We start from the raw sequence: 10,786 nt of genomic DNA on the forward strand, positions 1-10,786 counted from the left end.
CGTCGCGAATCGGGTCCTGAACTGGAGGAATAAGAACCCATGAATCCATCGGAACATATTGATCAACTGATTGAAAAGCTGGACGACTGGCGGGGTGAGACGCTCCAAAGCCTCCGCAATACCTTCCTCGAGGCCGACAAGGAGATCGTCGAGGAATGGAAGTGGATGGGAAGCCCGGTCTGGTCACGCGACGGGATCATCGCGGTCGGCAACGCCCATAAGGAGAAGGTGAAACTAACCTTTTCCCACGGCGCAAGCCTTCCAGATCCTGACAAGCTCTTCAACAACGGTTTCGGCGGCAAGGTGTGGCGAGCGATCGATGTTTTCGAGGGTGACAAGGTCGACAAGGGCGCTCTGAAAAACCTCATACGCGCCGCCGTTGAATTCAATCGGGCCAAGAAGGAAAAGAAAAAGGCGTCTGCAGGCACGCGAACGAAAGCGGGAAAAAACGAGCCCAAATAGCCTAGTACAATTCCTGAACTGGACGAAGGGCGCCGATGAGAGGAACCTCATGCATGGGCTGCAGAAGCCCCAAGGAGGGACCTATGAATAGCATGGCACATACATCATCCATTGCGGACGAAGCTTCGTCCGGGGGTGCCGTCGATATCGCGCACTCTTTGAAACCCGCCCTCGCGGCCCGAGCGGCGGAATTCGACGAGAATGACACTTTTGTTGCTGAGAACTACAAACTTCTCAAGGATGCGGGGCTGGTCCATATCGGTGTTCCGCGTGAGCTCGGCGGCGGCGGGGCCGAAGTCGCCGAGCTTGCAGAAATGTTGCGGGTGCTCGCCCATGGCTGCTCGTCGACGGCGCTTGCTTTCTCCATGCATACCCACCAGGTCGCGATACCGGCGTGGCGCTGGCGCTACCAGAAAGCAGCCGCTGTCGAGCCGCTTCTGAAGCGTATCGCTGCTGAAGAGCTGATCCTGCTGTCGAGCGGGGGCTCCGACTGGATCGGTGGCTCCGGTGACGCCACCAAGGTCGAGGGGGGCTACCGTATCAACGCGCGCAAGGTGTTTACCTCCGGCGCCAGTGCCGGTGATATCCTCATGACCGGCGCGATTCATCGCGGTGAGGACGGTTCGGCCCACGTGATCCACTTTGGCGCCCCCATGAAGGCCGCAGAAGTCAGAATTATTGATACCTGGAAAGCGCTCGGCATGCGCGGCACAGGTTCCAACGACGTCGCGATCGAAGACCTTTTCGTGCCTGACGCCGGAGTCGCGTTCTCGCGCAAGGCGGGCGAATGGCATCCGGTATTCCAGATCATCGCTACGACGGCGTTCCCACTCATCTACGCGGTGTATCTCGGTGTCGCCGAAAGCGCTCGCGACATCGCCATCCATCTTGCCAAGAAGAAACAGCCGAACGAGAGCTCAATGAACCTGGCCGGGCGCATGGACACATCCCTACGTGCCGCCCAGCTTGCGCATCAGTGGATGGTGAAGATCGTCGAGCGCAATTCCCCTTCTGCGGAAAGCGTAAACGAGGTCATGATCGGCCGATCGCTGGTGGCCGAGCATGCGATCAAGACGGTAGAGCTCGCGCTTGAACTTGCAGGAGGCGCCGGCTTCTATCGCTCAAATGGTCTCGAACAGCGTTTTCGGGATATTCAGGGCGCTCGCTTCCACCCGCTGCAACAAGGCCCGCAAGCGCGCTACGCCGGGGCAATGGCGCTCGGACAATCGGTGAACTCGATTTTCTAGCTGGCCACGGCCGGCGGCAAATTAGCCATTGCGTTTTGGGTTGGCCAATATGCCGGCGGCACTAGGAGAGGTGCGCTAAAGGCGGACCCCACCTTCTTCTTCGCCATTCCAGTAGTGGGCTCGCGTCGCGCGGACCTTGATCATCACGACGCCATCCGTATCCTTGAACCATTCGTCGAGATCAGGCGTCCAGTGCGCGGCGAGTTCGGACCTGTCGCGTATGAGCTCGGCATCGCCCTCGAGTGAGATCGAAAACATCCTGTCGCCCTGGAACGTCAGGGCCACCTTGGCGTCGCGCTCGATATCCTTGACCATGCGCGCATCTTCCGTTGTGAAATAGTAGGAATCGCCATCGTACTCGACATCCCTGTTGTTGCTCATCGGACGTCCGGCAATGGTGCCGTCCTCGGCATGGGTCATCAACATAGCAATGTCGATATCGCGCATTTTCTCGGCAAGAAAGGCAAGGTCTTTATCGCTCATGTCGCTCTCCTTTTCCGTATGTGGGAAGGGAACGCGTGAGACGGACCAATGGTTCAGGATAACCTTCGCGAAAAACTCTATCGGGAGGCAACGCTCGTCGTCGAGGACGGCATGCGAGCGACCACGACTAGCTGTGTAACCTCGCCCCGCTTGAAGGCCGCGAGGAACCGGCGGTAATCCTTGAAGGACACACAGCCGTTCGAATCGCCGCGAGGCCCAAGCATGTAGGTATGGGCAAGCAAGCCGTCACGGCCGAACAGCTTGCTCGAATCGACGGGATTAAGCCGGATCGCTTCGACGCCGTGGAAGAGCGCCTCGCGCATCGTCAGCCGGTAGGTATGCGGCGGTGTGGCGCCGCGCATTTTCTTGTGCACATAACGCGGATTGTCGCGCAAGGAACCCAGGCCGGAGTGCGCCTCGAGCCGATCGCCATTGGGCATGTAAACGGTCTTCGCCGAAATATCGTAGATCGCGGTGCGGTTGCGGGCAAAGAGACGCGTTGCCGGGGGCTCATAGGACGGTGCAATGTCGCGAAGATTATTGTCCTGCGGGGCATAGGCAAGGAGTTGCGGCGCTGCACGTTTAGCAAGTCCCGCCGGACGATTGGGCCGGATACCTGGGAGCGGTATGGCAGTCGAATCCTCTGCATCATCCAGTGAGGGATCGGCCTCGGCCAATACCAGGCTGAACGGGCCGTCTGTCGGATAGCCCGCGGCAGCGGGTGCGCCCGCCAATGCGACTTGCGGTGACGGCGGCTCGTCAAACGTGCTGTAGGAGCGTACGGAGGCGACGCGCATCGTATCGAGTCCCGATGCGCGGGCGCCGAACGCATCTTCTTCAAGCGGCGACTTTGCCGCCACGACGATCTTTGGCTTTGGCGGCGTTATGACGATGATCTCGCCTGTCGCTGAGATCACTGAACCTTCGTCCATGTCGCTAACCTGCCAGCTCGTGTTGGTGAGTTCCGGGACGCGCGGATATTTCGGTTGCCGGGAAACAGATGCAAGGTTGGTTGCAAGCGAGATCCTGTTCAGGCCGTAAGCTCGTTCACCCAAGCGATCATTGGCGGCGATGCTAGTCCCCTCGGCTCGGGATATGACGGCGTGATGCAGGGTGGTGGCAAGGATGATCGCGCCGAACGCGGTCATGACGCCAAAGCTGGCAAGGAGGGCGGTTGACGTCAGGCGCGGACCCCGACGACGGCCATTTTTTTGAGCGGGCTTCACACCCGTCTCGACTACAAACGCCATGATACTCGTACCCACACTGCTCGACCCACGCGACAGTCTTCGCAAAGCCACGTTCACCGTGGCAAAACTGAGGCTGCGGGAAACGAAACCGCGCCCTCAACCCTGCGACTACCCTTGGATGGAACAATGAAGAATCTTGGTTACCAATTGATTGAGAAGGGACGGTTTTTGGACGCCGCCCGGTTAAATCTGCCCAAGGATTGACGGTGCTGGCTAAGCGGGCGACTACTGCTTGCCTTCGAGGATCGCTGCTATCTCGCCAAAGCCACGTGCGCGTGCATGTTGAAGCGCCGTGATGCCGTCCCTATCGGCAAGGGTCTTATTGGCGCCGGCATCGACCAGCAGCTTGACGATCGCAACGTGGCGGGGTCCGCCATCGCCGAGAATAACCGCCTCTAGCAGAGCGGTCCAGCCGAGCTTGTTCACATGATCGACGTCGACACCCGCCTCGATCAGGGTGCGAACGGTTTCGACGTGCCCGCGCTCGGAAGCAGGGATCAATGCGGTGCCGCCATAACGATTGGTCCTCTTCAGATCCGCACCGTGAGCCAGCGTCATGCGAAGGATTTCGAGATGGCCGCGGGCACCGGCGTAAAGATAGGGGCTGTCCTCGATCCTGTCCTTGGCATTGACGTCGGCACCAGCTTCGATCAGCAGGCGCGCTGCCTCAATCCGATTGGCGTGGGTCGCCACGAGAAGCGCCGTTTCGCCGCTATCATTACGAGCATTGGGGCTTATGCCTTGATCGAGCAACGAACGAATGATCGTCGTATCGCCGCCGTTCGCAGCCTCGATCAGTTGAGATTTGGTATCGGCCATTGCAACTCCACCTAACGGAACAAGCAGCGCGAATGTAAGAAGCCACCGCCGCGTAAAGCGGTTCGAGATCCCCCGACTATCCTCATCCATATTCATTTCACCTAACAAGATCTCGTCAGGTACCGTAGTAACCCGACGTGGGCAATCAGTCATCGGCCTTGAACTTAAACACCAAAATTAGTCATCAAGGGACAGCCTTGCCATTCGTACCGGCGTTTCTTAAATAAACACTCGTGAGGACGACCTCCACGCCGTCAATTCTGCGGCGATTCCAGACAAATCCGGGACGGCCCGATGAACGTTTGAAGGAGGTCGTCATGGCCTGGATAATACTCGTCGCTGCAGGGCTGTTTGAAATCGGCTGGGCCATCGGGCTCAAATATACCGATGGCTTCACCCGGATAACACCCACTATCCTTACGGCCGGCAGCATGGTCATCAGCGTCGTCTTGCTTGGCCTTGCCTTGCGCGAACTGCCGGTCGGCAGCGCCTATGCAGTATGGACGGGCATCGGTACGGTCGGGACTGCGCTTCTCGGCATGTACCTCTTTGCCGAGCCCGCGACGGTCATTCGCCTCGTCTGCATCGGGCTGATCGTCGCCGGTATCGGCGGGCTGAAATTTCTTGCCTGAGTTCAAATGGGCACTGCATTTTGGAGAATACTTGCTCTAGTGTGGACCTCGTGTGTCGCTCCCGATAGAATACGGAGGTGACGCGGCAAATTGGATCGCCAGCGCAAGACAATGACCGACCAGCAAAGCACCACCCTCACCCCCGCCGAAATCGAACGCTACGCCCGCCATATCGTCCTTGGCGAGATCGGCGGTCCCGGCCAGCAGAAACTCAAGCGCGCCCGCGTCCTCGTTGTTGGCGCGGGCGGGCTTGGCGCGCCGGTGCTGCAATATCTGGCGGCCTCGGGTGTCGGTACCCTCGGCATCGTCGATGACGACCGCGTCTCGCTCTCCAACCTGCAGCGCCAGATTATCCATAGCTCCGATCTCGTCGGATCGACAAAGGTGGAAAGTGCGGCCCGCGCCATCGCCACGATCAATCCGCATGTTACTGTCGAGACCCATGAGACGCGCATAGCAAAAGAAAATGCCGCCGAATTGGTTCGCCGCTACGATATCACCGTCGATGGGTCGGACAATTTCGATACGCGCTACCTTCTGGCAGACGTCTGCCGCGAAGAAAAGCGTCCTCTGGTTTCTGCGGCGCTCGGGCGCTTCGACGGCTCAGTCACGACCTTGCTCCCCTATGCCGCGAACGCGGCGGGCGACCCCAATCCCTCCTACCGCGACCTCTTTCCCAATCCGCCGCCGCCCGGTCTCCTGCCCGCTTGCGCGGAGGCCGGCGTGCTTGGCGTCCTCCCGGGCGTGATCGGGACCCTGCAGGCGGCCGAGGTGGTCAAGCTCATCACCGGCATTGGTGAACCGCTGATCGGGCGGCTCCTGCTCTACGATGCGCTGACCTCTCGCTTCGAGACCATCCGATATAAGGCGCGCAAGCGTTCGGATAATGCCGCTTGAACTGACTGCCGAACAAGAGGCGGTTGCAGGAAGCAGGCGCGGTGAAGGCGCGGCCATGGCCATGCGGATCGTTGCGGCAACCGCCCGGCTTATGGGAGCACCTTCCCTTATTCCCATCGCCTCTGCCCATATCGATGGCGCACTCTATCATGGTGATTCCGGAACGCTCTTCGCCGAGAAACTGGTCGAAGGCGGCGCAAATGTTGTCGTGCGCGCAACCCTGAATGTCGGTTCGATCGACCTCACCGGCTGTTCGAAGAACCGTCTGCCGCCGCATGAGCGGGATATGGCGCGGCGCATGATGGAGGCCTATCGCAAGCTGGGCTGCGAGCCGAGTTGGACCTGCGCGCCCTATCAGGCCGGTCACCGTCCGGCCTTCGGCAGTGATGTCGCTTGGGGCGAATCCAATGCGGTCGTCTTCTGCAATTCTGTACTCGGAGCGCGCACCAACCGCTATGGCGACTTCCTCGACATTGCCTGCGCGGTATCGGGTTATGCTCCCTATTACGGGTTTCACCGATCGGAAAACCGTCGCGGCACAGTTGTATTCGACGTATCCGCCCTCGATTCCAAATTTCTCGCATCCGAGGTGGCTTTTCCGATTCTCGGCAGCCTCTATGGTCGGGAAATCGGCGGCGCGGTCGGTGTCGTCGTGGGCATCGACAACCATCCCGGCGAAGACGCGCTGAAAGCTTTTGGTGCAGCGGCTGCCTCGGCCGGGGCTGTCGGCCTGTTTCATGTGGCGGGCGTCACGCCGGAAGCGCCAGATCTCGATACCGCGCTCCAGTCCCAGCCGCCGGACATGACGATCCATGTCACCGACGAAATGGTCGCGGATTCACGTAGCCGACTCTCGACAGTCGCGAAAACCGATAGGCTTGACGCCATCGCGGTCGGGAGTCCGCACCTTTCGGCCGCGGAGTTCAATCGGCTCGAACAGCTCATCGCCGGACGCAGGCTCAGCACCCCGTTCTATGCATGCACCGGCCGCCACGCCCTCGCGGCGCTTGAGGCCAATGGCAGCCGCCAGCGGCTCGAAGAGAGTGGCGTCGTCATCGTGGTCGATACCTGCGTCGTCGTCACCCCCATAATTCCGGACGTAGCCGGTGGCGTACTCATGACCAACTCGGGCAAGTTCGCCCATTACGCCCCCGGCAATACCGGTTACGGCGTCCTTTATGGCTCGATGGCCGAATGTGTGGAAAGTGCCGTCGCGGGCCGGCCACTTTTCGGGGCCATGGCATGAAGGCGGAAATTCTGGTTTCAGGCGAAGCTGCCGAGGGTCAGGCGCTGGTCCTTTCCGCGCCGATCAGCTTTTGGGGCGGCGTCAATCCCAAGACAGGGCTGATTGCCGATGTACGTCACCCAGAACATGGCGTCTCGATCGCCGGCAAGGTTCTTTGCCTGCCCGGAACCATCGGTTCTTCATCGGCAGCCGCCGTATTGCTCGAGCTCGTTTCCGCCAATCTTGCCCCGGCAGCGATCGTCCTGCATGAACCGGACGCAATTCTCCTGCTCGGCCTCATCGTCGCGCAAGAAATGGGTTACAAGGCTCCGATCGCCGTAAAGCTCGCCTCCGGGAAATTCGATAGACTGAAGGCGGCGAAAGTTCGTATCAGCACCGAGGGCGAGATCACGATCACGTCCTAGTCGATGCCATCCGCTGTCCGGACCTCAAACCCGATCAGGCAAGACCCGGTCCGGCGGACGATGTCCATCGATGAATGTGCGGATATTGATGATTACCTTCTCGCCCATGTCGATGCGCCCTTCGAGGGTAGCCGAGCCCATATGCGGCAGGATTACGACCTTGCCGTGCTTGGCAAGCTTGCGCAGCTTCGAATTCACCGCAGGCTCATGCTCGAACACATCGAGCGCCGCGCCCGAAAGTTTGCCGTGTTCGAGCTGTTCGATCAGCGCATGCTCGTCGATGATCTGGCCGCGCGCCGTATTGACGATGAAGGCCGTCGGCTGCATCAAGGCGAGACGTCGCGCGGAAAGCAGGTGGAACGTCGCCGGTGTTGAAGGGCAATTGACCGAGATGATATCCATGCGGGCCAGCATCTGATCGAGGCTTTCCCAGTATGTGGCCTCAAGTTCCTCTTCGGTGGGTGGGTTGACCGGCTTGCGGTTGTGATAGTGGATGGACAGGCCGAAAGCCTTGGCGCGGCGCGCGACCGCGGTACCGATACGGCCCATGCCGACGATGCCGAGGCGCTTGCCCCAGATGCGGCGCCCGAGCATCCAGGTCGGGCCCCAGCCCTCCCACTTGCCGTCATCGAGAAGAATCGATGCGCCTTCGACCAGGCGGCGCGGCGCGGCGAGCAACAAGGCCATGGTCATGTCGGCAGTGTCTTCGGTAAGGACGTTCGGCGTATTGGTGACGGTAATGCCGCGCTTACTCGCAGCCACGACATCAATATTATCGGTGCCATTGCCGAAATTGGCGATCAGACGAAGATTGGGGCCCGCCGCGGCAATGATCTCCTCGCTGATATGATCGGTAATGGTCGGTACGAGCACGTTGGCGACTTTGACCGCCTCGATCAGTTCCGCCTTGGTCAGCCGCCGGTCGTCGACATTCAGCCGGGCCTCAAAAAGCTCGCGCATGCGGGTTTCTATGGGATCCGGCAATTTGCGAGTGATGACGACCAGAGGCTTCTTGCTCACCAATATTCCCCTCCCATTTGACAGCGCTATTGAGACCTCTTTAACCAAGTCATTGCAAACTGCAATTGCTCTTTGCGCTCCTCCACTTGTCTATCAAGGCGGCGCATCAAAGACAAAGAAAAATAGGGATCGTCCGCCATTCTGCCGAAAAACGAGCGGATTGGGGCCCGGGACGACGAAGGACAGACCTTGTTGAATATTGGAAATTTTCGCCGCCTCTCGACTGCCGTCAGCTTCGCAGCAGCCTTGGCATTGGCACTACCGCTGACCCTGCCGGCATCGGTGGCGGCAGAGGCCGCGCAGGTCGGACCGAGCGGCCTCCCGCTGCCACGATTCGTCAGCCTGAAGCCCGGCCGTGTCAATCTGCGCGTCGGGCCGGGGAGAGATTACGCGGTTACGTGGCTTTTCCTGAAATCCGGCCTGCCGGTGGAGATCGTGCAGGAATTCGACAATTGGCGGCGCATTCGCGATTCCGAGGGCACGGAAGGGTGGGTCTATCAATCGTTGCTGTCGGGCAAACGCACGGTGTTGACGGCTCCGTGGCAGCGCGACAAGGACGACGCGATGCTCAATGTCTATCGCGGCGCAGACGACAAATCGGCGGTTGTCGCCAAGGTCCAACCGGGCGTACTTGGGACGCTAAAGGCGTGCAATGGCAGCTTTTGCCGTGTCATCTTTAGCGGTACCAGCGGCTGGATGCGCCAGCCGGACATCTGGGGTGCTTATCCGGACGAGAAGTTCGACGATTGAATTCTTGTCTTAGCAGAACATATGGACTAAGTTTAATAGACTAAGTCCAGCGGAGTTCATTCCGATGCGCATCGTCAACATTCACGAAGCGAAGACCCACCTCTCACGATTGATCGAACAAGCGTCGAAGGGTGAGCCGTTCATCATTGCCAAGGCCGGAAAGCCTGTTGTTAAGGTGACGGCAGTCGACGTGAAAGATGCAGCACCACCAAAACGCCTTGGATTTCTGGCTGGCGAGATTCACGTACCCGACGATTTCGATGAGATGGGTAAAGAGGACATCGAGAAGCTTTTCGGCATTGCCAAATGAAGTTGCTTCTCGATACGCACCTGCTGCTTTGGGCCGCGGGCTCGCCCGATCGCCTGTCCGCCGACGCACGATCGCTCATCGAAGATGCGCTGAACGAATTGGTATTCAGTTCAGCCAGTTTGTGGGAGATAGCAATCAAGCAAGGACTCGATCGTGCCGACTTCCTGGTCGATGCGCGTGTTCTTCGCCGGGGATTGCTTGACGCTGGGTACACCGAGTTAGCAATTGCCAGCGAACACACCGTGGGCGTTGCGACACTGCCGCAGATACACAAAGACCCTTTTGACCGCATTCTTGTGGCACAGGCTGTGTCCGAGGGGATAACGCTCGCGACCGCGGATCCTATCGTTGCGCGCTATCCTGGTCCCATACGACTTGTCTGAATAGGTTCTCGTCCCGCCGGCGAGTTTATCGTCCAGCAGCTGGCTCTACGAGTCTTTAAGTGGAAATCCTCACCCGCGCTTCTTGCGCAGCCGGATCACAATATCGACGTTGACGATTTCCATGCCATCCGGCACCGGCGGCAAATGGCCTACCATTGCCGAACCATCGGGAATGTCGATCACCTCATTGGCGCCTTCGACGAAAAAGTGATGATGATCCGATACATTGGTGTCGAAATAGGTTTTCGCACCTTCTACGGCGAGAATACGTAGCATTCCTGCCTGGGTAAACTGATGCAGCGTGTTGTAGACGGTAGCAAGAGACACCGGAACATTGGCGCTTTGTGCCTCTTCGTGCAGCTCTTCAGCCGAAAGGTGTCTGTCACCTTTGGAGAAAATCAGACTGGCGAGTGCAATGCGCTGACGGGTCGGCCGCAAACCAGCGAAGCGCAAGCGCTCCTGCAAGGAAACATCAGCCTCTATTTCATAAGAAACATGCATGGCCCGTCTGCCACTCCGTTAACCAAATCCGAACCCGCACCAAAGGCAAAGTGCCACTGGTGCTGCTTATTTGATATATGCTGTCTTGCGAAATCGATCAATAGGCAGCAATTAGACCATTCGTCTAAGTCGGATTCCGGGAGATCTTCTGTCATAAGATTTTCCCAGAAGCCACAACGAAGCCAAGGGTTCCATTTGACTTCGGATTGCTCTAGAGAGCGTTTTCAGGCGAAAACACTCTGTGATAGGGTCCGCATGCGCAGGAGCAGCTCGCATTCCATGCGCCAACTTTGAAGCAGTCGATGGGAGAAAGAATGCCAGAACAGAAATCAAGCTACGGGTATGAGGAGCTTCTTGCCTGTGCCCGCGGAGAGATGTTCGG

General features: G+C 58.9%; 14 protein-coding genes and 1 pseudogene. 10 read left to right on the plus strand and 5 right to left on the minus strand.

What is annotated here, in order from left to right:
- Positions 1-39: 39 nt before the first annotated feature.
- Both AAAB35_RS24760 and AAAB35_RS24765 read left to right on the plus strand, forming a co-directional pair.
- A complete protein-coding gene (locus AAAB35_RS24760; protein WP_340670958.1) occupies positions 40-462 on the plus strand; it encodes a DUF1801 domain-containing protein in 423 nt (140 codons plus the stop codon).
- Between the two features lie 92 nt (positions 463-554).
- Positions 555-1,709, plus strand: coding sequence for an acyl-CoA dehydrogenase family protein (locus AAAB35_RS24765; RefSeq protein ID WP_340670969.1), 1,155 nt, complete (start codon positions 555-557; stop codon positions 1,707-1,709).
- A gap of 75 nt (positions 1,710-1,784) precedes the next feature.
- Here the strand turns inward: AAAB35_RS24765 and AAAB35_RS24770 are convergent, their stop codons facing one another.
- From AAAB35_RS24770 to AAAB35_RS24780, 3 genes are all read right to left on the minus strand, one after another.
- On the minus strand, positions 1,785-2,192 hold the full coding sequence (locus AAAB35_RS24770) for a pyridoxamine 5'-phosphate oxidase family protein (RefSeq protein WP_340670959.1): 408 nt from the start codon (positions 2,190-2,192) through the stop codon (positions 1,785-1,787).
- 77 nt (positions 2,193-2,269) lie between these two features.
- Positions 2,270-3,442 (minus strand): DUF2778 domain-containing protein, encoded by a 1,173-nt coding sequence (locus tag AAAB35_RS24775; RefSeq protein WP_340670960.1) that lies wholly within the window; start codon positions 3,440-3,442, stop codon positions 2,270-2,272.
- A 225-nt stretch (positions 3,443-3,667) separates the two neighbouring features.
- Positions 3,668-4,261, minus strand: a complete 594-nt coding sequence (locus AAAB35_RS24780) for an ankyrin repeat domain-containing protein (RefSeq protein WP_340670961.1) — start codon at positions 4,259-4,261, stop codon at positions 3,668-3,670.
- A 317-nt stretch (positions 4,262-4,578) separates the two neighbouring features.
- Here AAAB35_RS24780 and sugE point away from each other — a divergent pair, with 317 nt between their 5' ends.
- The 4 genes from sugE to AAAB35_RS24800 all read left to right on the plus strand — a co-directional run bounded on the left by sugE (position 4,579) and on the right by AAAB35_RS24800 (position 7,440).
- Positions 4,579-4,893, plus strand: coding sequence for a quaternary ammonium compound efflux SMR transporter SugE (sugE, locus tag AAAB35_RS24785; protein ID WP_340670962.1), 315 nt, complete (start codon positions 4,579-4,581; stop codon positions 4,891-4,893).
- A 111-nt stretch (positions 4,894-5,004) separates the two neighbouring features.
- The gene (gene moeB / locus AAAB35_RS24790) at positions 5,005-5,790 is read left to right on the plus strand and encodes a molybdopterin-synthase adenylyltransferase MoeB (RefSeq protein WP_340670971.1); all 786 of its coding nucleotides are present in this window, start codon (positions 5,005-5,007) and stop codon (positions 5,788-5,790) included.
- Entirely contained in the window at positions 5,780-7,036 is a 1,257-nt protein-coding gene (locus AAAB35_RS24795; RefSeq protein ID WP_340670963.1) for an aconitase X catalytic domain-containing protein, read from the plus strand. Before moeB ends, AAAB35_RS24795 begins: the two co-directional genes overlap by 11 nt.
- The gene (locus tag AAAB35_RS24800; RefSeq protein ID WP_340670964.1) at positions 7,033-7,440 is read left to right on the plus strand and encodes a DUF126 domain-containing protein; all 408 of its coding nucleotides are present in this window, start codon (positions 7,033-7,035) and stop codon (positions 7,438-7,440) included. The genes AAAB35_RS24795 and AAAB35_RS24800 overlap by 4 nt, the downstream gene beginning before the upstream one ends.
- A gap of 24 nt (positions 7,441-7,464) precedes the next feature.
- Here the strand turns inward: AAAB35_RS24800 and AAAB35_RS24805 are convergent, their stop codons facing one another.
- On the minus strand, positions 7,465-8,466 hold the full coding sequence (locus AAAB35_RS24805) for a D-glycerate dehydrogenase (RefSeq protein WP_340670972.1): 1,002 nt from the start codon (positions 8,464-8,466) through the stop codon (positions 7,465-7,467).
- A gap of 240 nt (positions 8,467-8,706) precedes the next feature.
- Between AAAB35_RS24805 and AAAB35_RS24810 the strand changes: the two genes are divergently transcribed.
- The 3 genes from AAAB35_RS24810 (at position 8,707) to AAAB35_RS24820 (ending at position 9,903) form a co-directional block, all read left to right on the plus strand.
- Positions 8,707-9,210: an SH3 domain-containing protein gene (locus tag AAAB35_RS24810; protein ID WP_340670973.1), complete on the plus strand. Its 504-nt coding sequence runs from the start codon at positions 8,707-8,709 to the stop codon at positions 9,208-9,210.
- A gap of 64 nt (positions 9,211-9,274) precedes the next feature.
- A complete protein-coding gene (locus tag AAAB35_RS24815) occupies positions 9,275-9,520 on the plus strand; it encodes a type II toxin-antitoxin system prevent-host-death family antitoxin (RefSeq protein WP_340670965.1) in 246 nt (81 codons plus the stop codon).
- A complete protein-coding gene (locus AAAB35_RS24820) occupies positions 9,517-9,903 on the plus strand; it encodes a type II toxin-antitoxin system VapC family toxin (protein WP_340670966.1) in 387 nt (128 codons plus the stop codon). The genes AAAB35_RS24815 and AAAB35_RS24820 overlap by 4 nt, the downstream gene beginning before the upstream one ends.
- A gap of 69 nt (positions 9,904-9,972) precedes the next feature.
- On the opposite strand, the gene irrA is transcribed toward AAAB35_RS24820, so the two are convergent.
- Positions 9,973-10,404 carry an iron response transcriptional regulator IrrA gene (gene irrA / locus AAAB35_RS24825; RefSeq protein WP_340670967.1) on the minus strand — a complete coding sequence of 144 codons (432 nt, stop codon included), beginning with the start codon at positions 10,402-10,404 and terminating at the stop codon, positions 9,973-9,975.
- A gap of 314 nt (positions 10,405-10,718) precedes the next feature.
- On the opposite strand from irrA, the pseudogene AAAB35_RS24830 reads away from it, so the two are divergent.
- Positions 10,719-10,786, plus strand: a pseudogene (locus AAAB35_RS24830) (beta-hydroxydecanoyl-ACP dehydratase); the annotation flags it as partial.

This window comes from Phyllobacterium sp., from assembly GCF_037994425.1.
Classification (GTDB): domain Bacteria; phylum Pseudomonadota; class Alphaproteobacteria; order Rhizobiales; family Rhizobiaceae; genus Phyllobacterium.

Excerpts from the sequence above, each read along its gene's own strand:
- AAAB35_RS24770 (WP_340670959.1), bottom strand. The coding sequence starts at position 2,192 with ATGAGCGATAAAGACCTTGCCTTTCTTGCCGAGAAAATGCGCGATATC.
- AAAB35_RS24765 (WP_340670969.1), top strand. The coding sequence starts at position 555 with ATGGCACATACATCATCCATTGCGGACGAAGCTTCGTCCGGGGGTGCC.
- AAAB35_RS24780 (WP_340670961.1), bottom strand. The coding sequence starts at position 4,261 with ATGGCCGATACCAAATCTCAACTGATCGAGGCTGCGAACGGCGGCGAT.
- AAAB35_RS24795 (WP_340670963.1), top strand. The coding sequence starts at position 5,780 with ATGCCGCTTGAACTGACTGCCGAACAAGAGGCGGTTGCAGGAAGCAGG.
- AAAB35_RS24800 (WP_340670964.1), top strand. The coding sequence starts at position 7,033 with ATGAAGGCGGAAATTCTGGTTTCAGGCGAAGCTGCCGAGGGTCAGGCG.
- moeB (WP_340670971.1), top strand. The coding sequence starts at position 5,005 with ATGACCGACCAGCAAAGCACCACCCTCACCCCCGCCGAAATCGAACGC.
- AAAB35_RS24815 (WP_340670965.1), top strand. The coding sequence starts at position 9,275 with ATGCGCATCGTCAACATTCACGAAGCGAAGACCCACCTCTCACGATTG.
- sugE (WP_340670962.1), top strand. The coding sequence starts at position 4,579 with ATGGCCTGGATAATACTCGTCGCTGCAGGGCTGTTTGAAATCGGCTGG.
- AAAB35_RS24820 (WP_340670966.1), top strand. The coding sequence starts at position 9,517 with ATGAAGTTGCTTCTCGATACGCACCTGCTGCTTTGGGCCGCGGGCTCG.
- irrA (WP_340670967.1), bottom strand. The coding sequence starts at position 10,404 with ATGCATGTTTCTTATGAAATAGAGGCTGATGTTTCCTTGCAGGAGCGC.
- AAAB35_RS24760 (WP_340670958.1), top strand. The coding sequence starts at position 40 with ATGAATCCATCGGAACATATTGATCAACTGATTGAAAAGCTGGACGAC.
- AAAB35_RS24775 (WP_340670960.1), bottom strand. The coding sequence starts at position 3,442 with ATGGCGTTTGTAGTCGAGACGGGTGTGAAGCCCGCTCAAAAAAATGGC.